Here is a 24814-nt window from a genome sequence, read left to right on the forward strand (position 1 = left end):
TGCTGGTTCTAACAACTACCAACAAACAACTAACAACCGTTAAAAATTTTACTCTTCTAATCTAATATCCAAACCTAAACCTTTCAACTCGTGCATTAAAACGTTGAAAGATTCTGGCAATCCTGGATCTGGCATTGGTTCTCCCTTAACGATACTTTCGTAAGTTTTGGCTCTACCAATAACATCATCAGATTTTACAGTTAGAATCTCGCGTAAGGTACTTGATGCGCCATAAGCCTCAAGTGCCCAAACTTCCATCTCACCAAAACGCTGACCACCAAATTGGGCTTTACCACCCAATGGTTGTTGAGTAATTAATGAGTAAGGTCCGATAGAACGTGCGTGCATTTTATCGTCAACCATGTGTCCTAATTTCAGCATGTAAATCACACCTACTGTAGCGGGCTGGTCGAAACGCTCACCTGTACCACCATCGTAAAGGTAGCTATGTCCGTATCTTGGAATTCCAGCTTCGTCTGTTAATGCATTGATTTGATCGATATTGGCACCATCGAAAATAGGCGTAGCGTACTTACGACCTAATTTTTGTCCGGCCCAACCTAAAACGGTTTCATAAATCTGACCAATGTTCATACGAGATGGTACACCTAATGGGTTCAATACAATATCAACCGGTGTTCCGTCTTCCAAGAAAGGCATATCTTCCTGACGAACGATACGGGCAACAATACCTTTGTTACCGTGGCGTCCTGCCATTTTATCGCCTACTTTTAATTTACGTTTTTTAGCAATGTAAACTTTCGCTAATTTGATGATACCTGATGGTAATTCATCACCCACAGAAATGGTAAACTTCTCGCGACGCAAAGCACCTTGCAAGTCGTTTTCCTTGATTTTGTAGTTGTGAATCAAATCGGCCACCAATTGGTTGGTATGGTCGTCTGTTGTCCATTTTCCAGATACCAAGTGGGCGTAATCATCAACAGCGTTAAGCATTTTTAAAGTGAATTTCTTACCTTTTGGTAATACCTCTTCACCTAAATCGTTATAAATACCTTGAGCCGTTTTTCCGTTTACGATGGCAAAAAGTTTTTCAACCAAAACATCTTTCAGTTCGTCAAACTTTCTGTCGTATTGAGCTTCCAAAGCCAAGATATCATCTTTATCCTGAGCTCTTTTACGCTTATCTTTTACCGCTCTGGCAAATAATTTTTTATCAATTACAACACCATTTAATGATGGCGAAGCTTTTAACGATGCATCTTTTACATCCCCCGCTTTATCACCAAAAATGGCACGTAATAATTTTTCTTCAGGTGTTGGATCAGACTCTCCTTTTGGAGTAATCTTACCAATAAGGATATCGCCAGGTTTTACCTCGGCACCAACGCGAATCATACCATTTTCGTCAAGGTCTTTTGTAGCCTCTTCCGAAACGTTAGGAATATCGTTAGTCAACTCTTCGTTACCTAGTTTGGTGTCTCTTACTTCTAAAGAATATTCATCAATATGGATGGATGTGAATATATCTTCACGAACCACTTTTTCAGAAATCACGATCGCATCCTCAAAGTTATACCCTTTCCAAGGCATGAAGGCTACTTTCATGTTTCTACCAAGTGCCAACTCCCCTTTTTGGGTAGCGTAACCTTCACACAATACCTGTCCTTTGGCTACTTTATCACCCTTAACCACAATAGGCTTAAGGTTTATTGACGTACCTTGGTTAGTCTTTCTGAACTTTACCAATGGGTAAACTTTCACATCGCTGTCGAAACTAACTTTAGCTTCGTCTTCGGTTCTATCATATTTGATACGAATTTCTTTGGCATCAACATACTCTACAACACCGTCACCTTCAGCATTAATCAATACACGCGAATCTGAAGCCACTTGGCGCTCCAATCCAGTACCAACGATAGGCGATTCTGGACGCAATAATGGAACAGCCTGACGCATCATGTTTGATCCCATCAAGGCACGGTTCGCATCATCATGCTCCAAGAACGGAATCAATGATGCCGAAATAGATGAAATTTGGTTTGGCGCAACATCGGTATAATGAATCTCTTTAGGATCAATTACCGGGAAGTCACCTTCCATACGTGCAATTACTTTATCATGAAGAATAGTACCTTCACCATCCACTTTAACGGTAGCTTGCGCGATCAACTTTTCTTCTTCTTCCTCTGCACTTAAATAGATTGGTTCGTTTTTAATATCAACAACACCATTTTCTACCGGACGGTAAGGTGTTTCGATGAAGCCCATTGAATTTACCTTGGCAAAAACCGAAAGTGAAGAAATCAAACCAATGTTTGGACCTTCAGGCGTTTCAATAGGACATAAACGACCGTAGTGAGTATAGTGAACGTCACGTACCTCGAAACCTGCTCTTTCACGCGATAGACCTCCAGGCCCAAGTGCAGAAAGACGACGCTTGTGCGTAATTTCTGCTAACGGGTTGGTTTGATCCATGAATTGAGACAACTGGTTAGTACCAAAGAACGAGTTGATTACTGAAGAAAGAGTCTTCGCGTTAATCAAATCGATTGGTGTAAATACCTCGTTATCGCGAACGTTCATACGCTCACGGATGGTACGTGCCATACGTGCTAAACCAACACCAAACTGTTGTGACAACTGCTCACCTACGGTACGCACACGACGGTTAGAAAGGTGATCTATATCATCAATCTCAGCTTTAGAGTTGATCAGCTCGATTAAATATTTTATAATGGTAATGATATCTTCTTTGGTAAGCACTTGCTTATCCATACCGATATCAAGACCTAATTTTTTGTTCATTCTATAACGACCTACTTCCCCTAAAGAATAACGTTGGTCACTAAAGAATAATTTATCGATAATACCACGAGCAGTTTCCTCATCGGGCGGCTCGGCATTACGTAATTGTCTGTAGATATGCTCTACCGCTTCTTTTTCTGAGTTGGTAGGGTCTTTTTGTAGCGTATTGTGGATGATGGCGTAATCACCTTGCTCGTTCGATTCCTTGTGTAAAAGAATGGTTTTTACATCGGCTTCGATAATTTCTTCGATATTGTCTTTATCTAAAACCGTATCACGATCTAAAACAATTTCGTTACGCTCGATAGATACTACTTCACCTGTATCTTCATCAACAAAATCTTCGTGCCATGTGTTAAGCACACGCGCCGCTAATTTTCTACCTGTGTATTTTTTTAAACCTGTTTTTGATACTTTAACCTCTTCGGCCAAATCAAAAATTTCTAAGATATCCTTATCACGCTCAAACCCAATAGCACGGAAAAGTGTAGTAACCGGTAACTTTTTCTTTCTATCGATATAGGCGTACATTACCTGGTTGATATCTGTAGCAAACTCAATCCACGATCCTTTAAATGGAATAACCCTTGCTGAATATAATTTTGTTCCGTTGGCATGGAACGACTGCCCGAAGAATACTCCCGGCGAACGGTGTAACTGCGATACTACTACACGCTCGGCACCGTTAATAACAAAAGTTCCACTGGGCGTCATGTAAGGAATAGTTCCTAAGTAAACATCCTGGACAATGGTCTCGAAATCTTCATGTTCAGGATCCGTACAATATAACTTTAACCTGGCCTTTAGCGGAACGCTGTAAGTAAGTCCTCTTTCAATACACTCTTCAATGGCATATCTTGGTGGATCTACAAAGTAATCTAAAAATTCTAATACGAATTGATTACGTGAATCTGTAATTGGAAAGTTTTCCATGAAGGTGTTATAAAGCCCTTCATCACCTCTTTCTTCAGATTTAGTTTCTAATTGGAAAAAATCCTGGAAGGATTTAATCTGAATATCCAAAAAGTCGGGATATTCCGTTCTATTTACAATAGAGGAGAAATTTAATCTTTCAGCTTGTGTTGACAACATCAATGGACGGAATTTTGATTAAAAAAATAGTAAAAGCGTATCTACTCGTTATATACGCAAAATGGTTTAGGTCTCAGAGATTCCTTCTCCAGACCTAAACCGTTATGAATTTTTGGTGCTAAGCTTACTTAAGCTCAACCTCTGCTCCTGCCTCTTCTAATTGAGTTTTAAGAGCCTCAGCTTCATCTTTAGAAACTGCTTCTTTGATAGCGCTTGGCGCCTCATCAACTAAACCTTTAGCTTCTTTTAATCCTAAACCAGTTAATTCTTTAACTAATTTTACAACTGCTAATTTAGAACCACCAGCTGCTTTTAAGATTACATCAAACTCAGTTTGAGCTTCACCAGCGTCGTCGCCTCCACCAGCTGGACCAGCAACAGCAACTGCAGCAGCAGCAGCAGGCTCGATACCATACTCATCTTTTAATATAGTTGCTAACTCGTTTACTTCTTTTACAGTAAGGTTAACTAATTGTTCTGCGAAATCTTTTAAATCTGCCATTTTTCTATCGTTTTAATGATTTTTTTTTAAATAATATATTTGTAATAAAGTGCGTACTGCTTAATACTATCCTTCTCTTTCAGATAGCGTTTTAATAACACCAGCAATTGTGTTTCCACCCGATTTAAGAGCAGACACAACGTTTTTGGCTGGAGACTGTAACAATCCTACAATTTCTCCTAACAACTCTTCTCTAGACTTGATATCAACCAATGTATCTAGTTGGTCATCGCCAATGTAAATCGCTTCCTCGATGAATGCTCCTTTTAATAAAGGCTTTTCAGATTTTTTACGGAAGTTCTTTATCAACTTAGCCGGTGCATTACCTGCCTCAGCATACATCACAGATGTATTCCCTTTTAATACCGAAGGAAGATCTCCAAACTCTTTGTCTGAAGCTTCCATGGCCTTTGCAAGCAATGTATTTTTAACAACTGCCATTTTCACGTTAGCCTTAAATGCGGCACGACGTAAATCTGAGGTAGTTCCTGCGTTTAATCCTGAAATATCGGTTAAATAGATATTGGCATTTTCGGCTAATTCTGCAGTTAAGTCCTCAATTACTTGTGATTTTTCTTCTCTTGTCATAATAAAAGTTTTAACTTAAATTAACCAACCTTAGGATCAACCGCAATACTTGGGCTCATGGTAGAAGACATAAAGATGCTCTTCACATAAGTTCCTTTTGCAGCTGTTGGTTTCAATTTAATAAGTGTTTGAATTAATTCATTTGCGTTTCCAGCAATTTTATCAGCACTGAATGATGCTTTTCCAATGGCAGCGTGTACAATACCGGTTTTATCAACTTTAAAATCGATTTTACCAGCTTTTACTTCGCTAACTGCTTTTGCAACATCCATAGTTACTGTACCAGTTTTTGGGTTTGGCATTAAGCCACGAGGACCTAACACACGTCCTAAAGGACCTAATTTACCCATTACACTTGGCATAGTAATGATAACGTCTACATCTGTCCAACCACCTTTAATTTTATCAAGGTACTCGTCCAATCCAACATAATCCGCACCTGCTTCTTTAGCCTCTGCTTCTTTATCTGGAGTTACCAATGCTAATACTTTCATATCTTTACCAGTACCATGTGGAAGTGAAACAACACCTCTTACCATTTGATTAGCTTTACGTGGATCTACACCCAAACGCACAGCGATATCAACTGATGCATCAAACTTGGTATTGGTAATTTCTTTAACTAGGGCAGATGCTTCATCTAATGAATACACCTTTCCTTTTTCAATCTTCGCTAAAGCCTCTTTTTGCTTTCTTGTTAATCTTGCCATTTTTTAATGCTTTAATAGATTAAGAAGGAAATTTTCCTGTTACGGTTATTCCCATCGATCTTGCTGTACCAGCAACCATTTTCATAGCAGATTCTACTTCAAATGCATTTAAGTCTTGCATTTTATCTTCTGCGATGGCCTTAACCTGGTCCCAAGATACTTTAGCTACTTTTTTTCGGTTTGGTTCACCTGAACCTTTTTTCACCTTGGCCGCTTCTAATAATTGTACTGCAGCTGGAGGAGTTTTAATAACAAAGTCGAACGACTTGTCTTTGTAAACAGAGATAACCACCGGTAATACTTTACCAGCTTTATCTTGGGTTCTAGCATTAAATTGCTTACAGAACTCCATAATGTTTACCCCAGCAGCACCTAAAGCGGGTCCAACCGGTGGCGACGGATTCGCAGCACCTCCCCGAACTTGTAACTTAACTACTTTACTTAATTCTTTTGCCATTTTTAATAATTTAAGTCGATACGTTTTATTGTGGAAGCTAAAAACGCATCATTTATCTAGTGTAACAATTATTATACTTTTTCAACCTGCATATAGCTGAGCTCTAAAGGTGTTTTTCTTCCGAAAATCTTAACCATTACCTCCAGCTTACGCTTTTCTTCATTTATCTTTTCAATAGTACCATCAAAACCGTTGAATGGCCCATCAATAACTTTAACTGTTTCCCCCTTAGTGTAAGGAATCGCAACATTGGCACTTTCTTCAACAGCCAATTCGTCAACCTTACCTAACATTCTGTTTACCTCAGATTGTCTTAACGGCACAGGGTCTCCACCTTTGGTCTCACCCAAAAAGCCAATAACGTTGGTTACCGAACGGATAATATGCGGCACCTCTCCTGTTAAGTTGGCTTGAATCATGATATAACCAGGGAAAAATACTTTTTCCTTATGAATTTTTTTTCCGTTACGGATTTGAACTACGCGCTCAGTAGGAACCAGTACTTGGTCAACATAATCTTGCATACCCAATCGAGCGATTTCATTCTCAATATAGGTTTTGATTTTGTTTTCTTGACCACTTACGGCACGAACTACATACCATTTTTTATCACTTACTTCAGACATACTCTTTTCTTTTTACCGATTTAGTAATTCTTCTTTATCCAATCCATTGAAAGTAAGCTGCAATAACTTTACTGAACACAGTATCTACGCCCCAAATAGCAAGAGAAAATATAATTGAGAATAAGGCTACCAAAACCGTTAAGCTTTGCGCTTCGGCCCAAGTAGGCCACGTAACGTTGTTTTTTAGCTCGCCAAACGATTCTTTTATATAATTTACAATTCCAGCCATTTTGTTTTTGTTTTATAAATTGAAACCTATTCAATTTATCATTGCACGGGTTGAGAGACTCGAACTCCCGACACCTGGTTTTGGAGACCAGTGCTCTACCAACTGAGCTAAACCCGTAAATATAAGTCAAGGTATTTCGGATAAACGAAATACCTCAACTTTTATATTTGTTTAACTGTATTAGTCTAGGATTTCAGTTACCTGACCTGCACCTACAGTTCTACCACCTTCACGGATTGCGAAACGTAAACCTACGTTCATTGCAATTGGTTGAATCAATTCAACAGTGATAGTTAAGTTATCTCCTGGCATTACCATTTCAACACCATCTGGAAGAGAAATGTTTCCAGTTACATCAGTTGTACGTACATAGAACTGAGGACGGTAGTTGTTGTGGAATGGAGTGTGACGTCCACCTTCTTCTTTTTTCAAGATATAAACCTCAGCTTTGAAGTTTTTGTGAGGCGTTACAGATCCTGGCTTAGTGATAACCATACCTCTTGAGATTTGAGTTTTCTCAATACCTCTTAATAAGATACCTGCGTTATCTCCAGCTTCACCTCTATCTAGGATTTGACGGAACATTTCGATACCTGTGATAGTAGAAGTTAACTTCTCTGCACCCATACCGATAATCTCTACAGGGTCACCAGTTTGAGCAACACCAGTTTCAATACGACCAGTTGCTACAGTACCACGACCAGTAATAGAGAATACGTCTTCGATTGGCATCAAGAAAGGCTTGTCCATATCACGTACTGGCTCTTCAATCCAGTTATCGCAAGCTTCCATCAATTCCAATACTGTATCTACCCATTTTTGCTCACCGTTAAGTGCACCTAAAGCAGAACCTGAAACTACAGGACCATTATCTCCATCATACTCATAGAAGCTCAATAAATCTCTTACTTCCATATCTACAAGCTCTAAAAGCTCTTCATCATCCACCATATCAACTTTGTTCAAGAAAACAACGATACGAGGGATACCTACCTGACGTCCTAAAAGGATGTGCTCGCGAGTTTGTGGCATAGGACCATCAGTCGCAGCTACCACCAAGATAGCACCATCCATTTGCGCAGCACCAGTTACCATGTTCTTTACGTAATCGGCGTGACCTGGACAGTCAACGTGAGCATAGTGACGCTTAGCTGTTTGATACTCTACGTGAGAAGTGTTAATTGTAATACCTCTTTCCTTTTCTTCTGGAGCGTTATCAATTTGATCGAAAGATCTTGCTTCTGAGAAACCTGCATCAGCTAATACTTTAGTAATAGCAGCAGTTAAAGTTGTTTTACCGTGATCTACGTGTCCAATTGTACCAATATTCAAGTGTGGTTTTGAACGATCGAAAGTTGCCTTTGCCATGTTTTTTAAATAATTTTAATCTTAGTTATATAATAATATTAGTGTATCCTAATTTTCACTCTCTAATATAGAGCCAATGACGAGATTTGAACTCGTGACCTCTTCCTTACCAAGGAAACGCTCTACCCCTGAGCTACACCGGCGTTTTGATTTACGATTACCGATTTTTGATCTACGATTATAACTCGTAATCCGTAAACTTTTGAGCGGGAGACCGGGTTCGAACCGGCGACATTCAGCTTGGAAGGCTGACGCTCTACCAACTGAGCTACTCCCGCAATGCATTCAAAATTTAAAGTTTACCATTCAAAGTTTTAAAACCTTGAACTTTTCAACCTAAAATCTTGAACTATTAAGTGGGGAGAGCAGGATTCGAACCTGCGAAGTTAAAAAACAACAGATTTACAGTCTGTCCTCGTTGGCCGCTTGAGTATCTCCCCAATTCGTTTTTCAATATTTTAAAGACCTTTCTCAAAACTTTGAGACTTCTGCTTTCGCAGGAATTAAGAGCCTCCAGAGGGACTCGAACCCACGACCTGCTGATTACAAATCAGCTGCTCTAGCCAGCTGAGCTATGGAGGCATTTTTATACTTTTTGAGCATAAAAAAAAGCCCGTTATTTCTAACGGACTGCAAATGTATAGATTTTTTATTTTATTCAAAACATTTTTTGAGAAATTTTATTAGAAATGTGCCCTTAATTTTTCTTTTCTCTTTTTTAGCTGGCGTTCTAACGAGGCAACGGCCATATCGGCACCTTCCTCAAACGTTTTGCATTGTTTTTTTACCACAAAACTATCGCCCGGAACACTTACTTTGGCCTCGAAAATTTTATTTTCTTTTTGGCTGGTATTTTCAACCTTTAAAAACACATCGGATTTTATCACCCTATCGTAAAACAAATCTAATTTATCCATGCGTTTCTGGATAAAATTTATCAACTTTTGGTCTGCGTTGAAATTTACGGATTGCGTGTTTACTTTCATACTAATACACTTTATTGGTTAGACAAAAACTCTCGCTATTTTTTGCTTCTGGGATGTGCATTAACGTGCACTTTTTTTAGCTCGGCAATGCTATTGTGGGTGTAAACCTGGGTAGCGGCCAAACTGGAATGCCCTAAAAGTTCTTTAACAGCGTTTAAATCGGCACCTTGGTTTAACAAATGTGTTGCAAAAGAGTGCCTGAGTATGTGCGGACTCTTTTTTACTTTTGAAGATGCCAAACTAAAATACTCATTTATTATTCTGTAAACAAGTGTTTCATATATTTTAACGCCTTTTTTCGTTAAAAACAGCATATCGTTATCTGAAATGTTGGGCAAATTAGTCCTTTTCTCCAAATACAAAAAAGCGGTTTGCACTACCGAATTTAATAACGGCACAATACGCTCTTTATTACGTTTCCCTAAAACTTTTAGGGTTTTATTTTTGAGGTCGATACTGCTCAACTTAAGCTCAATAAGCTCGATGCGCCTAATACCGGTGGAATAGAACAGTTCTATTATAAATTTGTTGCGCACACTTTCAAAATCGTCGCCCAGAGCTAAATCGTCAAGCACGGTTTTTACTTCGGCTTCCGAAAACGGCACTTGCACCTTTTTGCTTGTTTTTAAGGCTCGGTGCTTGGCCAACGGGTTCACCTCAATATCGCCCACCTTTAACAGGAATTTGTAATAACTGCTCAACGCCGATACCTTTCGGTTTACGCTTCGGTTGGTGAGGCCACTTTCTACCAATTGCACTATCCAACTTCGTATTTGGGGGTAATTTACATTAGCCATGTTTTGGTCGCCGTATTCGTCTTCAACAAAACGCTTAAAACTTCCCAAATCGGTTTGGTAGGCCTTTAAGGTTAAGGCCGAATAGTTTTTTTCGAGCAGCAGATAATCTAAAAATGCTTGGAACACCATGGTTTAGGTTAAGTTGAATGTTTAAAGTTAAACGTTTGTCGTGCAAAACGCAACTATTTTTATGATACTCGGGCAACGTTTGATGCTATACCTCCAGCTACTGCTAACTTTTGCGCATAAAAAAATCCCGCTTTGTGGGCGGGATTTCTATATTATCGAGATATACATTAATTATATATCTTCTGCATCTCTTAATTGTTGGATGTACTGCGCTTTTTGGATTTGCGCTCTACGAACTACAGATGGCTTTTCAAACTGCTTGCGAGACTGCAATGCACGCTTGGTACCGGTTCTGTCGAACTTTCTCTTGTAACGCTTTAGCGCTCTATCTATATTTTCTCCTTCTTTAATTGGTATTATTAACATAGTGCCTTAACCTCCTCTCTTTTAGATTTTCAGGCTGCAAATATAACAACTAATTTATTACCCGCAATTATTGGTTATTATTTTTTTTAAAAAAGTGCAACTTGAAATAGGGGTTGACTTTGTAGAAAATTTCATCTATATTTATCAAGAAACTGAAAAACAACACTATAACTCTCAATTAATCTTAGAATCATGAAAAAATTCATTCTAGCCTTATTATATACAGGTCTGACATTTGCTCAAATACCACTGAGTGAACGCTGCAATGAACCAGTAGGCAACTTTCAAAATCCAAACGGTAATGGTTGGGTTCTTATTTCTCAACCTACTTTTGACTTAACAATAAATAAAAATGAAGTTTTCTATGGCACATTGGGTGTAGACATCTCTTTCAATGAATTCCAGAAAAAATATCGTTACAATGGCAAATTATACGGCCCTGAATCATATAACTACAGAATAAATTCTACAAAGCCTAAAGGAGATGAAACTAAATTTTCAGGTAAACTCATTTGTAATATAAACAAGCAAAAGTTTGTTGAAAATGTCTCTTTTTCAACTTATGAGTTTAGAACAGGTTGGATAGAACGCACACACATACTGTTAAAAAAAGGAGATAAAAACTCTATTTTTTTCCAAGAACTGAATGAAAACCCAAACGATTTAAATCCTTGCAAAGCTTGTAGTCTTCATCTCAAAATAAGTGTTTATACAAATCAATTTGCCGAAAATAATATCAATGAAAAAACTCAGAAAAATGACACTGCCCTAAAAGAAAATCCCGCTACTGTGGACAATTCAATAATGGACAACTCCTCAAAGCAAAATGATTCTCAAAATAAAACATATAAAAAACCCTATGAATACTCAAAGCAGGAATGGGATACAATGAGCAAAAAAGAACAACAGGCCAGTCTTCAATATCAAATGGACAATATACTTGAAGGCTCTTCGGATACCCAAGAGAGCAAAATAGACACACAACTCCAAACAAAAGCTTATCAATTGGCTGGTCAAGGGGATTATGCTAGCGCTATGCAAACCTTCAGTGCCGCTGGTGACCATACAAGTGCTTTAGCTGCTGGTGGGATAGCAATCATAGATTCATGGTCTAAAGCTGCTGAAGAACGTAAAATGAGAAAAATTTCTGAAAGAGAACAAAATTTAAGAGCCACTCTCAACGATATTAGTTTACTGAGAAAAGAAGCTACACAGCTTTTTTATTCAAATCAAATAGACGAATATTTTGAAAAAGAATTAGCCATAAGGGATAAGGAATTATTTGCCATTTTTCAAGCTTTAATGTTGTCAAGAAAATCAAAATCAATTCAAGACAAAAATTTTGTTGTAGAATTGGAAAATGACTTTAAGGAAAAAACTGACTTCTTAATAAAAAGCGATTTTTTAAGTAGCTATCAAAAGTTGAACCTTTTTTTCTCTAACTCCTTTTTTTTTGATGATACTAGTTCGATAGATATCTTAAAAAAAGAGTTTATTAAGCTGGATGACAAAACCAAACAATCATTGGTAATAAAATGCATTCAACATTACGATTATCTTAGATATGATAAAAATCATTACTTAGCTGAATTAAAACTATCTGCTTACGGTTACCCAACCGAAAATCTAACAGAGTACAAAAGTAAACATGATTTAAAATTACTCTTAGCCCTTGAAAGTTCACTTGACTATCATTTTTATATTAAACCAATCTTGCAGGTAGAAGTTATGCTTTGGACTAACCTTCAGAAGATGAGCTTCAAAGATTACATTTATAAATTTAACATGAGAAGCTCAAAAAAACACCTGAAAAACCAAATTAAAAAGGACAAAACTGAAACAGGCAAATCATATGATGAGCTTTTAAAAGAAAAAAATTAAAAAACAAATTCCATAGACAATTATTTACTACTCTATTTCGTAGCCGCCTTATATTCCTTCTTGTCGATAATTATTTTGGCGATAATTTCGCGAAGAATTTCCGAAGTACCTCCTCCAATAGGCCCCAATCGGCTATCACGGAACAAGCGTGCCATCGGGTAATCTTCCATATAGCCGTAACCGCCTAAAAATTGCAAACATTGGTAAATCACCTCATCGGCCATTTTGGTCGATTTCAGTTTACTCATGGTCGCTTCCTTTACAACATATTCGCCTTTATCCAATCGATAGGCTACCGAATAGTTAAAGGCCTTGCACACTTCCATTTCTGTGTACAAATCGGCCATAGTATGTCGCAAGGCCTGGAACTTATCAATCGATTTTCCAAAGGCATGTCGCTCACTCATATATTGTTGCGCGTACTCTAGAGCAAATTCGGCACGGGCATGTGCATTAACGCCCATAATTAAACGCTCTAGCGCAAAATGCTGCATGATATACGAAAAACCTTTGCCCTCCTCGCCCATTAAGTTTTCGGCGGGCACTTTCACATTATCGAAAGCAATCTCTCCAGTATCAGATGCACGCCAGCCTAATTTATCCAGTTTGGTGGCCGAAATTCCTGCCGTTTCCCGATCAATAACAAACATACTCACCCCTTTGTTGCCCAACTCAGGATTGGTTTTTGCCGCCACCACCAAATAGTCGCTTAACACCCCATTGGTAATAAAGGTTTTAGACCCATTTATTATGTAATGCTCGCCCTCTTTGACAGCAGTGGTACGCATACCGGCCACATCGCTACCCCCAAACGGTTCGGTAATGCACAGGCAGCCTATTTTTTCACCAGCTATGCTAGGCACTAAATAGTTTTGTTTAATGGCTTCGGCACCTTCAGCGTTAAGATGCGTCATCGCCAAATAGGCATGGGCCCACATAGCCGCAGCGAAACCTCCAGAGTTGATTTTTTGCAACTCTTCCAAAAAGATAACTGTATAAAACAAATCGAGGTTTAACCCACCGTAAGCTTCAGGATAATTGATGCCAAAAAAACCCATATCGCCAAATTTCTTCCAAATGAATCGGTCGATATTTCCAGTTTTTTCCCAAGTTTCAATATGGGGCATCACTTCTTTCTTTAAAAAATCTTGAAGGCTTTTTCTAAAAAGAACATGCTCTTCGGTGAAGTACATATTATTCATCTATTTGCTTTTCGAGGTGCAAATATAATTTAATTATCTCGATTTTATTTGACGGAAAGCCGTTTACTTTATTTAAATCTTCAAACGATTCAAAGCCTTCTCGCAATTGGCGCTGCTCTACAATTTCGGCAGCCAAATCGTAATCGATATGCGGCACGGTTACCAACTCACTAACCACGGCCGTATTTAAATTCAACTTTTTTACAGGGCTCGGCGTTTTAACCGTAAACCGTTCTTTTATTCTCTCGACTACTTCGGGCGTTAGTCCATAAACATCATTGAGCTGAACATCATCCAAAAAACCACCCACGTGCTTGTTTCTGAATTTTACAATGCGCTCTGAAATCACCTTGCCAACCCCATTCACTTTTTGAAGTTGTTGTGCCGTAACGGTATTTAAATCCTGTTTTTCTCCGTATGTTTTCGGTTTGTTGTTTTGACTAAAATGCGTTTTTGGCTTAGGGTTTTCTACCCAATCGGGGAACTTAAAATAAGGCGAAATGAATTCTAAAAGCGAATCGGAAACCTGTGTGACTTCCTGAAATTGCTTTGCGGAATTAATCCATTTATTTTGTTTCCGGTAGTTGAGCAACCTGTCAATTTCTTCGTTACTCATGCCCAACGTTGAACCTTTATAATCGGTAATATAATTGGGGTTGAACGGATATATTTTCGGTTTGCTGTTTTCAATTTCAATTTGCCGAAGGGAGTCGATTTCGTTGGTAAACTTTAACAGCTCGTTTTCATTAATTTGAAGTTCTTCGGAAGCCCCCTTTGACGAAACGACATAAAAATAAACACTTTGTAAGGCGATGATGAGGAGCAATAATAAAAAAATCCCATTCCGTTGTTCTTTTGAAAACTTGAAATGGGATTTCATACAATCTATTTAGTTTAGTTGATTACATGTGTTTGGTGAGGTCTTCAGCGCCTTCATCTAAAGCTTCTTCTTTTACGTTGATAGCTTTCATGTATTTTTTAAGCTCTCGGCTAATTACTGGCGAAAGCACAATTACACCAATAATGTTTGGTACTACCATAGCAAAAATCATGGCATCGGAAAAGTCGATTACTGCACCCAGACTAATGGAAGCCCCTACTACAACAAAAAACAGGAATAAAATTTTATAAACCAAATCACTGAGCTTTCCTTTTCCGAATAAGAAAATCCATCCTTGCATACCGTAGTACGACCAGGAAATCATGGTTGAAAAGGCAAATAAAATTACTGCAATGGTAAGTATAATCGAGAAGTGTGGTATTACGGTATCAAATGCTGAAGCTGTAAGCTCCACACCTTCTTTAATCGGCACACCGTACTCCATAAATTGGCCATCGAAATTGGTAATCACAATCACCAAGGCCGTCATCGTACAGATTACCACCGTATCTACAAAAGGCTCTAATAACGCCACAATACCTTCACTTGCAGGGTACTTGGTACGTACGGCAGAGTGCGCAATGGCCGCACTACCCACACCGGCTTCGTTAGAGAACGCTCCCCTTCTAATGCCTTGAATCATGACACCTACCAATCCGCCGGCAATACCCAATCCAGAAAATGCACCTTCAAAAATCAATCCGAAAGCATCATCAATTAAATGCCAGTTAGCTCCAAGGATAATCAATGCTGCCAAAACATAAATTCCCGCCATAAACGGCACAACTTTTTCCGTAACGGAAGCAATCCTTTTAATACCTCCAATAATTACGATAGCCACCAAAAAGGCCATTACAAAACCAAAGTACATCCCAGCGTTAGAGCTTTCCATATCGAACAACTTGGTAAACTGTGCCGCCGCTTGGTTGGCTTGGAACATATTACCGCCTCCAAATGAACCACCAATAACAAAGATGGCAAACAGCACCGCCAATACTTTACCGAAGCCTTTCATGCCTTTTTCGCCAAAACCTTTGGTTAAATAGTACATAGGACCACCATAAACGGTACCGTCTTCGCCAACATCTCGGTATTTAACCCCCAAGGTACACTCGGCAAATTTCGAGGCCATGCCTAAAAGTCCGGCCATAATCATCCAAAAGGTTGCCCCTGGACCACCAATGGATAAGGCTACGGCCACACCGGCAATGTTACCCAAACCAACGGTAGCCGACAATGCGGCTGTTAATGCTTGGAAATGCGATACCTCGCCATGGGCGCTATCGTCTCTTAAGGTTTCAATGATATTTTCATCTTCATTGGGTGTTTGGTCGCCGTAAAGTGTATCTGCACCATGCTTTTCGATGTCTTCATATTTTCCTTGAACCACCCTAATGGCTGTTCTAAAACCCGTAAAATTTATAAACTTAAAGTTTATTGTAAAAAAAAGGGCGCCACCTATTAAAACGATTAGCACCCACGGAATTTGATATGTTTCAGAAAACGGAATCTCATAAAAAATGGCATCAACAAACCACCCTGTATATTCCTTAAAAACCCTATCGATTTTTTCAGAAGAGGTTTCTTGTGCAAATGTTAAAAATGGAAGTGTTAATGTAAATAATGAAAGAAGATATTTCTTCATAAAATGCTTGTTAGTTAATTTTAAGTGAATTTTATATTAAGAATGGAGCAATATGCTAAAAAAAAATGGTTTATTAAAACTAAGCCTGTTAAAATAAGTGTTTCGCTACTCGATGTTGTATTCAGAATTGAGTGCTTTTATTTGTTCGGGGCGACCCAAAACAATAATTTTTGAATGGGGAGCCAAACTTAAATCAGCCTCGGGGTTTACGGTATATTCACCGTTTTCGTTTTTATAGCCTATAACGGTACAACCTGTTTTTTTCCTTAAATCCAAATCCTTTATCGTTTTTGGCTGATTGGTGTTGTACAATTTTTCAACGGCCACTTCTTCAATGTTGATATTGGATTTCCCCACAATAGACAAGTTATCGACAAACTCCATTAACCCAGGCACCACCACCAACGATGCCATATGGTCGCCACCAATTTTATCGGGAAGGATAACGTTATTGGCTCCAGCAAATTTCAATTTATCATATGACGATTCATTGGAAGCTCTGCTAATTATGTTAACTTTCTTATTCAATTGCCTCGCCGAAAGTACTACAAATAAATTATCAGCATCGTTGGGCAAGGCCGAAATGAAACAATCAGCACGATCCACCCCAGCCATGACCAAAACTTCATCTTCATTGGCATTTCCTATTACGTAAGGCACTTCGTCCAACTGGAGCCGCTCTTCCATTTCCTTGTTCTTTTCAATCACCACAAACTGCTTGTTGTACGCCCTAAGCTTTCGGGCAGCCTGTTTGCCATTCCTTCCATAGCCACAAATCACAATATGGTTGGAAAAACTATCTATCTGTTTCTGCATTTTTTTGTGCTTTAGTTCTTCAATATCATTCTTACTTAAAATATATTCGGTGATGATGGACAATGCGTAACCCACAATAACCACACTCCCTAAAATTAAAAAAATGGTGAAAATTTTCGAGGTATCGTCCAATGGCACTACTTCGCCAAAGCCCACAGTTGTCATGGTAATAACCGTCATATAAAACGCATCAACCCACGAGTAGTGCGAAATCATCCTGTAACCGGTAACACCAATAACCATAACAATTCCCAAAAGAAGAACAGCGGTGTAAATTTTGGTTCTAAAGAATCTAATAAGTGGGTTCATATCGATTTAAAGATCAAATACCGATGAACGTTTGGTATAAACCAAATCTTTAATGCGCATCCAAAAGGCCAAAAACAAGTACAAGGCAAAACCAAAGCCCAAGGTTACAAAAGTAAGGTACATAAACGAAGTACGAACTACTTTCGCACGAATGCCCAAACGATCGGCAATACGCTGGCACACATAATAACCGTGCTTTTGAAAAAAATATAAAGGTTTATAAATGTTCATGCTGCAATTTAGTATTTACTTTTTTCGTTTAAAAGTTATTTATTTAAAAGTTGGTTGCCCACCGCACACTGTAAACATTTGTTTTTATCACAGTACTGGGTTTTAAGCTGAATGAGGGCCTGCGAGTCCAATGCCGAATCGCTCATGGGTTTTAAACTATTAAAAGCCTCAACAATGCTGTTTTTTTCTGAAGTAATGCCCGAAGCGATTTTAACGATGGCTTCGCTAGCCGTTTCGCCTTTATGGTTGCTATAGCTGAATTTTAATGGCAAAATGGTATTGATGACTAACAAATCGATGAACGATTTCGTCAATTTTTTTTCTGAATGTTTTGATGTTTTTTGAAAGGTGAAATGGCTTTTCCAAAATTTTGATACCGCCACTGAAAACAGCTTATAGAAATCTTCTAAATTTTCAGCATCCATCACTTTTGAAAACAAATTTTGATGACCGTGGTACAAATTTGCCAATTGCGACAAGCGGATAGTGGGAAAATTAGGCGGACGCAACCTAAAAAACTGAACGGGCAACACGCTTTGATTGTCCAACTTGAATTTCTGTTTTAGAAAATCGTATTCTTTTTGCAGATTATTGAAATAAGCCCCCTCGGTATCCGCATCCAGTAACCCCGATTGTCCAAAAAACAAGGCTTCCAATGCCAAAAGATTAGAATGTGTTTTCCTAACGATTGAAAAATCGATAGACTGTGCCATGCTCAAAAAGGCTTCGCCGTTCACCTTTAATCCGAAATTTTTAGCAAGCATTACGAACAATACCGCTTCCCAGTTATTTTTTGAAGTTTTCAATAAGCCTTCAATATCATTCGATTTTCGTTCCAAACGCTCAAAAAACAAACGTTCTTTCCAATGATTTAAAATAAAATCATCAACAGATGGCAGTTCATTTTCACAATTAATCCATCGGTTTTGCTTGGAAAACAGCTTTTCGAAATTTTCTAAAACATCCTGCTCTACATAATCCTTCAACTGCAATGTTGCCATAGGTGTATTATCTTTTCTGAACACTTCGGTATCGTGTTCCCAAACCACATGCAGAATCACGTTGTCGTAATTTGGGTCTTGCTCATGATTATGTAAAAACCAGTCGGACGATTTCACATGTATTTCTACATTACCCGCCCAAAGCTGTTCGCCAATTTTTAACTGTGCATTGAAAAAATCTGGACCCGAATTAAAGTTATGCTGGCCCACAGACACCACCCCAACAGACTCGCCAGATACGGCACTCAAACTATGTATTTGAAATTTTCTGTGTTTCCAGATGTAATGTAGAAAATCTTCTTGCATACTACTAAAATAGAAAATACCGCGAATTTTCCTCTTAAGTTCTATATTTTTGAAGAAACTTTTATCATGGAACAGCTAACACTAACTACACCTGCGCTTTTATTTTCGGCTATTTCATTAATTATGCTGGCCTATACCAACCGCTTTTTAGCTTACGCCGCAGTGATTCGCGAACTACACGCCAAATACAAAAAGAACCCCAACCGCGTGTTAATTGCACAAATTAAAAACATTAGGCAGCGGCTTTACCTTACCCGTTACATGCAAATTTTTGGCATTACCAGTTTGCTACTTTGTGTACTTACCATGTTTTTAATTTACATACAACAAGACACCCCTGCCGTTTGGGTATTCGGCATCGCGCTACTTTTATTGATTGTTTCTTTGGGTTTGTTGATTATAGAAATTCAAATTTCGGTGAAAGCTTTAGAGCACCATATTAGCGATATTGAAAAGGGTTAAACCTCATCTTCCATCGTCGTGGGTTTTCGGCATTTTTGAAAAGGCTGTTTTAGCAAATCTTTTATATTGCTATTTTCCTTTTCATCAGGAAACACATCTACACCGTAAATAATTTTATCAGTATCCAGTTTTTTAAACGTTCCGAAAATTCTATCCCAAACCGAAAAAATATTTCCGTAGTTGCTATCGGTATAGGGCATTTTGTAGTGGTGGTGAACTTTGTGCATATCGGGTGATACTATAAAATAACTCAACCAATCATCCACTTTTTTGGGCAATTTAATGTTGGCATGGTTAAATTGTGTGGCCACTACCGACAACGATTGATACAGTAGCACCAAACCAATGGGAGTTCCAACAATCACCACCCCCAACAACGTAAACACATAGCGGATAAGACTCTCCAACGGATGGTGCCGATTGGCCGTTGTGGTATCCACATAATGATCGGAGTGATGCACTAAGTGAACCATCCACAGTGGTTTTACTTTATGCTCAACAATATGCGGCAGGTAAGCACCAACGCCATCCAACAAGACAAGTCCCAAAATCACGTAAAGCCACAGCGGCATTTCGGGCAACCAATTTAATACACCAAAGTTTTCCGCCATCACCCAGTCTGATGCTTTTAACAGTAAAAAGGCTAAGGGCAAATTCACTAAAATGGTGGTTATCGTGAAAAAGATATTCGGCACTGCGTGATGCCACTTCTTATATTTAAGCCCTATTAATGGCACTATGCCTTCCAGTAACCAAAACAAGGTTAAGCCACCGACAATAATGGCCGCTCGATGGTGCGAAGGGATGGTTTCGAAGTAATTTAGGATGGTTTCCACGGGTGTAAATTTAATGTATCTACAACTTCACACTGTTTAAATGAACAACTTTTGTCACCTTGAGTATTGATTGAAAAAGAAATATATTTTCTTTAAAAGCACCTTGTAAAGCAAAACGAAGGGTTTATTGAAACAAAATTCATTGGGTTTCGACAGCGTTCAACCTAACAACTTCAAATTAAAATCATTGTTAACGTCTAAACCTGCAAATACACACTAAATATACTTATTTTATTTTTTGCTTCATGGTCTCTACAATGTTAAAAGCCGCTGGGCAAATGGCCACATTTTTTAAAGTAAGATTTGAAATTTGCTGAAATTTTTTCCGGTCGGTATGCGGAAATTCACGGCAGGCCTTGGGGCGCACATCGTAAATGGAGCAGTAATTATCAGCGCCCAAAAACGTACATGGCACACTTTGCAGCACATAATCGTTTTCCTCATCTATACGCAAATACTGCTCAATAAATTGTTGAGGCTTCATCCTAAAATGTTTGGAAATGCGATCAATATCCTTATCGGTAAATAAAGGCCCTGTGGTCTTACAGCAGTTGGCACACTCCAAACAATCAGTGCGCTCAAATTCGTCGTCGTGCAAATCCTGCATCACATAATCCAAATTCTTGGGCGGTTTCTTTTTTAGCTTCGCAAAGAATTTTTTGTTTTCGTTATGCTTATCTTTGGCCAGCTTTGGAAGGTTATTTATGAAGTCTTGCATGGCGCAAAAATACTAAATTTGATGAGATGCTGAATCAATCCCGAAAGCTTTCGGGACAGCATGACAGAAGTAATCTTTATATAGTCAAGAACTTGATTTCAACAGATTCCTTCACTTTGTTCGGAATGACGACTTTTTTAACAGACTAGACACAATTGAAATGAAAGACCTTTTCGGAAAAGCCCTGCTCGATTACCACAACGGAAATTACACTGAAGACATCATCACTTCCACTAGCATTTCGGATGATGATGAGCTGCCCCTGCCCTATTTGTTCCGTAGTTATTCTGAAATGCCTCATTTGGAACAAAAAGCCCTAAAACTTTGTAAAGGCAAGGTGTTGGATGTGGGCTGCGGTACTGGAAGCCACAGTCTGCATTTACAGGTAAAAGGTTTCGAGGTTAAAGCCATCGATATATCTGAAGGTGCTATTGAAGTATCCAAAAAGCGGGGTGTTTTAAACGTCGAAAATATCTCGGTTTTGGATGAAACCGAAACTTTCGATACCATTTTACTATTGATGAACGGCACGGGCATTTTTCAGGAACTTACCCAAGTTTCCAAATACTTGAAGCATTTGAAAAGTTTGCTAAACAGCGGCGGACAAATTTTAATTGATTCGTCCGACATTAAATACATGTACGAAGACGAGGATGGCGGCTTTTGGATGGACATGAACGCCAATTACTACGGCGAACTCGATTATTTTTTGAGCTACAAGGGCGAAAAGGAAACCTCGATGAAATGGCTCTACCTCGATTTTGAAACCTTAAAATTGGCCTGTGAAACGGTTGGATTGAACTGTGAATTGGTTGCCGAAGGGAAACATTTTGATTATTTGGCCAAATTGCATGAAACCATCTAAACTTATTTTTACTGACAAATATCATTCTAGAATAAAAGACTTACATTACGGTAACCCGTAGGAAAATCTTCTTATTTTATTTTACTATTGCACATCAATAATTCTCTTCAAAACATCGATGCGCACACTCCCCCCAAAAAAAGGCTATTTATATGGCCTCAACACTTTGAGGTTCATAGCTGCTTTTTTCATTATTGCAAAACATATACAGCACAACCAATTAACCGTTGGATTACCCACTTTACCCAAATATGCGTTTTTAAGTAAGGGAGGGGTTTCTTTTTTCTTTACACTAAGCGGCTTTTTAATAACCTACATTAGACTAGGAGAATATGACAAACACAAAACAATAAACCTAAAAAAATTTTTCGTCAACCGTTTTTTTAGACTAGCCCCCGTTTATTATCTAGTGATATTAGCTGGAGTAAGTTTATACACTTTTGTTCTACCTTCATTAGACGTAGACTTTTCCGGAAATTTTGACCCATTTATAGCATTCCTATTTTATTTCTTTTTTTTTCCAAATGTTTACAACAGCTTTTATCACGTTGGGGGAATTTTAAATATCACTTGGTCTATAGGCATTCAAGAACAATTCTATTTATACTTTCTTCCATTTATAAAATCAAAGATGAAGTACATTCAAATCTTTTTATGGTTAATTATCATAACCTCCGCATTAATCTATATCTTAATCTCCATAGAATCAGTTCCGCTTTCAAAAAATATAAAAAAATTAATTAAAAACACATTAAACCTTCACTTCATGGGGTTTGGAGCATTAATGGGCTACTATTTGAAACGTCATAAAGAAAAACTTTTAAGTTTGTTCATCTTTTCAAAAAAATGGCCTCAATTTATTCTTGCCTTTTTAATTGTTGGCTGGTATTCAATAAAAACTTATAGTCCTGTATTAGATGCAGTTTTGAGCCTTCCTTTAAGCCTACTTTTCGGTTGGTTGATAATTAATGTATCATCAAATCCAAATAACATTATAAAAATAGATTACAAAATCCTAGATTGGATTGGCCAAAGAACTTATGGGATTTATATGTATCACATGTTTGTGATCTACGCCATAAGCTTCTTTTTTCTAAAAACCTCCCTATTTTTGAACAACTTGATTTTATATCAGATAACTTATTATTGCTTAGTGTTAGGAATAACTGTATTTGTTGCAAGCCTGTCATATAAATACTTTGAGACTCCCATCATCAAATGGCACAAAAAAAGAACTGGGAAAAAACCTGAAAAAAGAATAATTACTTACTAACAATAATTTTTTTTAAAAATCAAACTTATAAGTAGCCCCTGCTAAAAACTGAATGCTCTGTACCGGGAAATTTTGCCACTTTTGATAGGCTTTGTCGGCGATGTTATTCACTTTTCCGAAAATAGAAAACTGCTCGTTAATATGGTAACCCACATGGGCATTGGCGTCAAAATAGCTGTCTAGAACTGTTATCTCGGTTGTAGTTGGCGTTAACGAACCTTCTGTTTCCAAAATATCCTTGCGCTCGCCAATGTAAAACAAATTAGCCCCGGCAAACCAGTTGTCGTCAATTTGGTAATCGACAAACAACGACCCTTTAAAATCGGGCAAATTCCAAGCTTCGGCTTCGCCATCCGTATCATAGGCAAAATATTCAGCCTTTAATCCTAATTTGAAATTTCGGTTTACATCGGCATTAATTTCACCCGAAACCCCAAAAGTGTCCACATTATCGTAAACGATGCCGAAAGAGTTGCCGTAGTCATAATCATTTTCAGCCAAAACACCATCTTTAATTTCATTCGTTCTGTACAGCGCTTTGTTCCTATCGGAAATGTATTTTCCGCTGAAATTATAGCTCATATTGCTGGATATTTTTCCTTTTAACCCTACATAAGCATTGTACAATTGGTCGGTTGGCCTAATGAATAAAGTGGGCGATACAAACGGATTTTCATTGGCGAATTCGCGATATGAATTTTGAATTAAATCGCCCTGAATGCCCCCGTAAGCAATCAGTACATCGTTCACCAGACGGTAAGACGCGGTAATGTTGGGGTACACGTAAAATTTGCTTTCGCCGGACGGCCTGTCGTTTAAATAGGCCAAAGACACCCCTAAATTAAGGGTTAAATCGTCTTGCTTCAATTGATAGGTGGGTGCCAGGTTTATGGTGAAATTTCCGTATTCCAAAGGCACGTCTACCGAATAAATCCTGTCTAACTCACCGCCTAAATAATCAATTTTTAATTCGGTTGAAATCTCTTCGTAATTAATCGGCACATCAACTTTTCCTTTTAACACCAATCGGTTTTCACCAGAACCTTGGTTATCGCTAAAACGTCTAAAAAGGAAACTTCCAGAGTTGATATAAGTATCTTCAAAAGACACGTCGCCTCCCAAATGCACATCAAAAAACGAGTGGCCCACATCAATATTATTGGCCTGCGCTTGTGTAATTTGCGACTGTGGCACCCCGTACCAATTGTACATTTGGTGCTGCGCCCCTACTTCGGCATTCCATGACAAATCGCGCATTTGGCTGGAGTAATTTACATTGAGTTTGGAGTTTGAAAAATTATCATCAAACTGAACGCCTTCAATATCGCCACCAGACGAGTGATGGCTAACATAACCGCCCACCGTTTCGTTTCGGCTTATGGCGTGGTTTAAATACACCTCACCCAAAATAGTGGTGTAGCTGCCCACGCCTAATGTGGCGTAATTATCAAACAGCTTGATGGGTTTCGCTTTTTCAACCACAGCGGCTTTTCCCTTGGCTGGAGTAAACGTTGAGGCTACCGGAAAAGAGAAAATGTTGTACTTCACCTCTTTTTTGGTTTCGGTGGTTTCATCGTCCACCGACGGGGTTTCTTTTACCTTAAAGGCATCCGAAATACTGGGCGTATAGGGTTTAACCACATCGATAACTCCGGTATCCAAGGTGTCGGTTGGTTTCCTTTGTGAAAATGCGACAACAACATTAAGTAAAAAAATAGCGGTGATGATATATTGGGTTTGCTTTTGCATGTTTTGTTTATTTAATTTCAA

At 38.4% G+C, this 24814-nt stretch carries 24 protein-coding genes and 5 tRNA genes; 4 read left to right on the plus strand and 25 right to left on the minus strand.

Annotation, left to right across the window (positions count from 1 at the left end):
- Positions 1–48: 48 nt before the first annotated feature.
- The 16 genes from rpoB to rpsU form a co-directional block, all read right to left on the minus strand.
- A complete protein-coding gene (gene rpoB, locus HC176_RS04060; RefSeq protein WP_167916906.1) occupies positions 49–3861 on the minus strand; it encodes a DNA-directed RNA polymerase subunit beta in 3813 nt (1270 codons plus the stop codon).
- A 124-nt stretch (positions 3862–3985) separates the two neighbouring features.
- The gene (gene rplL, locus HC176_RS04065; RefSeq protein WP_167916907.1) at positions 3986–4363 is read right to left on the minus strand and encodes a 50S ribosomal protein L7/L12; all 378 of its coding nucleotides are present in this window, start codon (positions 4361–4363) and stop codon (positions 3986–3988) included.
- Between the two features lie 66 nt (positions 4364–4429).
- Complete coding sequence (rplJ, locus tag HC176_RS04070; RefSeq protein ID WP_167916908.1) at positions 4430–4951, minus strand: 50S ribosomal protein L10; 522 nt, start codon at positions 4949–4951, stop codon at positions 4430–4432.
- Positions 4952–4971: 20 nt separating this feature from the next.
- The gene (rplA, locus tag HC176_RS04075; protein ID WP_167916909.1) at positions 4972–5661 is read right to left on the minus strand and encodes a 50S ribosomal protein L1; all 690 of its coding nucleotides are present in this window, start codon (positions 5659–5661) and stop codon (positions 4972–4974) included.
- Between the two features lie 19 nt (positions 5662–5680).
- On the minus strand, positions 5681–6118 hold the full coding sequence (rplK, locus tag HC176_RS04080) for a 50S ribosomal protein L11 (protein WP_167916910.1): 438 nt from the start codon (positions 6116–6118) through the stop codon (positions 5681–5683).
- Positions 6119–6189: 71 nt separating this feature from the next.
- Entirely contained in the window at positions 6190–6744 is a 555-nt protein-coding gene (gene nusG / locus HC176_RS04085; protein WP_167916911.1) for a transcription termination/antitermination protein NusG, read from the minus strand.
- A 34-nt stretch (positions 6745–6778) separates the two neighbouring features.
- Positions 6779–6973, minus strand: coding sequence for a preprotein translocase subunit SecE (secE, locus tag HC176_RS04090; protein ID WP_167916912.1), 195 nt, complete (start codon positions 6971–6973; stop codon positions 6779–6781).
- A gap of 44 nt (positions 6974–7017) precedes the next feature.
- Positions 7018–7090, minus strand: a tRNA-Trp gene (locus HC176_RS04095).
- A gap of 63 nt (positions 7091–7153) precedes the next feature.
- Entirely contained in the window at positions 7154–8341 is a 1188-nt protein-coding gene (tuf, locus tag HC176_RS04100) for an elongation factor Tu (RefSeq protein WP_167916913.1), read from the minus strand.
- 71 nt (positions 8342–8412) lie between these two features.
- A tRNA-Thr gene (locus tag HC176_RS04105) sits at positions 8413–8484 on the minus strand.
- 62 nt (positions 8485–8546) lie between these two features.
- Positions 8547–8619, minus strand: a tRNA-Gly gene (locus HC176_RS04110).
- Positions 8620–8698: 79 nt separating this feature from the next.
- A tRNA-Tyr gene (locus HC176_RS04115) sits at positions 8699–8781 on the minus strand.
- 68 nt (positions 8782–8849) lie between these two features.
- A tRNA-Thr gene (locus HC176_RS04120) sits at positions 8850–8923 on the minus strand.
- Between the two features lie 101 nt (positions 8924–9024).
- A complete protein-coding gene (gene hpf, locus HC176_RS04125; protein ID WP_167916914.1) occupies positions 9025–9327 on the minus strand; it encodes a ribosome hibernation-promoting factor, HPF/YfiA family in 303 nt (100 codons plus the stop codon).
- A gap of 35 nt (positions 9328–9362) precedes the next feature.
- Positions 9363–10253: a tyrosine-type recombinase/integrase gene (locus HC176_RS04130; RefSeq protein ID WP_167916915.1), complete on the minus strand. Its 891-nt coding sequence runs from the start codon at positions 10251–10253 to the stop codon at positions 9363–9365.
- Positions 10254–10424: 171 nt separating this feature from the next.
- Positions 10425–10619 carry a 30S ribosomal protein S21 gene (gene rpsU / locus HC176_RS04135; RefSeq protein ID WP_167916916.1) on the minus strand — a complete coding sequence of 65 codons (195 nt, stop codon included), beginning with the start codon at positions 10617–10619 and terminating at the stop codon, positions 10425–10427.
- Between the two features lie 192 nt (positions 10620–10811).
- On the opposite strand from rpsU, the gene HC176_RS04140 reads away from it, so the two are divergent.
- The gene (locus HC176_RS04140) at positions 10812–12500 is read left to right on the plus strand and encodes a hypothetical protein (RefSeq protein WP_167916917.1); all 1689 of its coding nucleotides are present in this window, start codon (positions 10812–10814) and stop codon (positions 12498–12500) included.
- A gap of 32 nt (positions 12501–12532) precedes the next feature.
- On the opposite strand, the gene HC176_RS04145 is transcribed toward HC176_RS04140, so the two are convergent.
- From HC176_RS04145 to HC176_RS04170, 6 genes are all read right to left on the minus strand, one after another.
- Complete coding sequence (locus HC176_RS04145; protein WP_167916918.1) at positions 12533–13702, minus strand: acyl-CoA dehydrogenase family protein; 1170 nt, start codon at positions 13700–13702, stop codon at positions 12533–12535.
- The gene (locus HC176_RS04150; RefSeq protein ID WP_167916919.1) at positions 13695–14582 is read right to left on the minus strand and encodes a ComEA family DNA-binding protein; all 888 of its coding nucleotides are present in this window, start codon (positions 14580–14582) and stop codon (positions 13695–13697) included. The genes HC176_RS04145 and HC176_RS04150 overlap by 8 nt, the downstream gene beginning before the upstream one ends.
- 22 nt (positions 14583–14604) lie before the next feature.
- Complete coding sequence (locus tag HC176_RS04155) at positions 14605–16227, minus strand: alanine/glycine:cation symporter family protein (protein WP_167916920.1); 1623 nt, start codon at positions 16225–16227, stop codon at positions 14605–14607.
- Positions 16228–16332: 105 nt separating this feature from the next.
- Positions 16333–17352 (minus strand): potassium channel family protein, encoded by a 1020-nt coding sequence (locus HC176_RS04160; RefSeq protein WP_167916921.1) that lies wholly within the window; start codon positions 17350–17352, stop codon positions 16333–16335.
- Between the two features lie 6 nt (positions 17353–17358).
- On the minus strand, positions 17359–17583 hold the full coding sequence (locus tag HC176_RS04165) for a PspC domain-containing protein (RefSeq protein ID WP_167916922.1): 225 nt from the start codon (positions 17581–17583) through the stop codon (positions 17359–17361).
- Between the two features lie 35 nt (positions 17584–17618).
- On the minus strand, positions 17619–18890 hold the full coding sequence (locus HC176_RS04170; RefSeq protein WP_167916923.1) for a DUF2851 family protein: 1272 nt from the start codon (positions 18888–18890) through the stop codon (positions 17619–17621).
- Positions 18891–18956: 66 nt separating this feature from the next.
- Here HC176_RS04170 and HC176_RS04175 point away from each other — a divergent pair, with 66 nt between their 5' ends.
- Entirely contained in the window at positions 18957–19352 is a 396-nt protein-coding gene (locus HC176_RS04175; protein ID WP_167916924.1) for a DUF2721 domain-containing protein, read from the plus strand.
- Here HC176_RS04175 and HC176_RS04180 read toward each other — a convergent pair.
- Positions 19349–20188, minus strand: coding sequence for a sterol desaturase family protein (locus HC176_RS04180; RefSeq protein WP_167916925.1), 840 nt, complete (start codon positions 20186–20188; stop codon positions 19349–19351). The genes HC176_RS04175 and HC176_RS04180 overlap by 4 nt on opposite strands.
- 226 nt (positions 20189–20414) lie before the next feature.
- A complete protein-coding gene (locus HC176_RS04185) occupies positions 20415–20906 on the minus strand; it encodes a YkgJ family cysteine cluster protein (protein WP_167916926.1) in 492 nt (163 codons plus the stop codon).
- A 160-nt stretch (positions 20907–21066) separates the two neighbouring features.
- On the opposite strand from HC176_RS04185, the gene HC176_RS04190 reads away from it, so the two are divergent.
- Positions 21067–21771, plus strand: coding sequence for a class I SAM-dependent methyltransferase (locus HC176_RS04190; RefSeq protein WP_167916927.1), 705 nt, complete (start codon positions 21067–21069; stop codon positions 21769–21771).
- A 118-nt stretch (positions 21772–21889) separates the two neighbouring features.
- Positions 21890–23044 carry an acyltransferase family protein gene (locus HC176_RS04195; protein ID WP_167916928.1) on the plus strand — a complete coding sequence of 385 codons (1155 nt, stop codon included), beginning with the start codon at positions 21890–21892 and terminating at the stop codon, positions 23042–23044.
- Positions 23045–23056: 12 nt separating this feature from the next.
- On the opposite strand, the gene HC176_RS04200 is transcribed toward HC176_RS04195, so the two are convergent.
- Entirely contained in the window at positions 23057–24814 is a 1758-nt protein-coding gene (locus HC176_RS04200) for a porin family protein (RefSeq protein WP_245234833.1), read from the minus strand.

The sequence above is a fragment of the Tamlana crocina genome (assembly GCF_012037625.1).

Bases quoted from the DNA above. Each gene is read 5' to 3' on its own strand.
- HC176_RS04130 (WP_167916915.1), bottom strand. From the start codon at position 10,253: ATGGTGTTCCAAGCATTTTTAGATTATCTGCTGCTCGAAAAAAACTAT.
- HC176_RS04170 (WP_167916923.1), bottom strand. From the start codon at position 18,890: ATGCAAGAAGATTTTCTACATTACATCTGGAAACACAGAAAATTTCAA.
- HC176_RS04175 (WP_167916924.1), top strand. From the start codon at position 18,957: ATGGAACAGCTAACACTAACTACACCTGCGCTTTTATTTTCGGCTATT.
- rplJ (WP_167916908.1), bottom strand. From the start codon at position 4,951: ATGACAAGAGAAGAAAAATCACAAGTAATTGAGGACTTAACTGCAGAA.
- rplA (WP_167916909.1), bottom strand. From the start codon at position 5,661: ATGGCAAGATTAACAAGAAAGCAAAAAGAGGCTTTAGCGAAGATTGAA.
- tuf (WP_167916913.1), bottom strand. From the start codon at position 8,341: ATGGCAAAGGCAACTTTCGATCGTTCAAAACCACACTTGAATATTGGT.
- secE (WP_167916912.1), bottom strand. From the start codon at position 6,973: ATGGCTGGAATTGTAAATTATATAAAAGAATCGTTTGGCGAGCTAAAA.
- HC176_RS04195 (WP_167916928.1), top strand. From the start codon at position 21,890: ATGCGCACACTCCCCCCAAAAAAAGGCTATTTATATGGCCTCAACACT.
- HC176_RS04160 (WP_167916921.1), bottom strand. From the start codon at position 17,352: ATGAACCCACTTATTAGATTCTTTAGAACCAAAATTTACACCGCTGTT.
- HC176_RS04185 (WP_167916926.1), bottom strand. From the start codon at position 20,906: ATGCAAGACTTCATAAATAACCTTCCAAAGCTGGCCAAAGATAAGCAT.
- rplL (WP_167916907.1), bottom strand. From the start codon at position 4,363: ATGGCAGATTTAAAAGATTTCGCAGAACAATTAGTTAACCTTACTGTA.
- hpf (WP_167916914.1), bottom strand. From the start codon at position 9,327: ATGAAAGTAAACACGCAATCCGTAAATTTCAACGCAGACCAAAAGTTG.
- rpoB (WP_167916906.1), bottom strand. From the start codon at position 3,861: ATGTTGTCAACACAAGCTGAAAGATTAAATTTCTCCTCTATTGTAAAT.
- HC176_RS04150 (WP_167916919.1), bottom strand. From the start codon at position 14,582: ATGAAATCCCATTTCAAGTTTTCAAAAGAACAACGGAATGGGATTTTT.
- rplK (WP_167916910.1), bottom strand. From the start codon at position 6,118: ATGGCAAAAGAATTAAGTAAAGTAGTTAAGTTACAAGTTCGGGGAGGT.
- HC176_RS04145 (WP_167916918.1), bottom strand. From the start codon at position 13,702: ATGAATAATATGTACTTCACCGAAGAGCATGTTCTTTTTAGAAAAAGC.
- HC176_RS04190 (WP_167916927.1), top strand. From the start codon at position 21,067: ATGAAAGACCTTTTCGGAAAAGCCCTGCTCGATTACCACAACGGAAAT.
- rpsU (WP_167916916.1), bottom strand. From the start codon at position 10,619: ATGTTAATAATACCAATTAAAGAAGGAGAAAATATAGATAGAGCGCTA.
- HC176_RS04155 (WP_167916920.1), bottom strand. From the start codon at position 16,227: ATGAAGAAATATCTTCTTTCATTATTTACATTAACACTTCCATTTTTA.
- nusG (WP_167916911.1), bottom strand. From the start codon at position 6,744: ATGTCTGAAGTAAGTGATAAAAAATGGTATGTAGTTCGTGCCGTAAGT.
- HC176_RS04140 (WP_167916917.1), top strand. From the start codon at position 10,812: ATGAAAAAATTCATTCTAGCCTTATTATATACAGGTCTGACATTTGCT.
- HC176_RS04165 (WP_167916922.1), bottom strand. From the start codon at position 17,583: ATGAACATTTATAAACCTTTATATTTTTTTCAAAAGCACGGTTATTAT.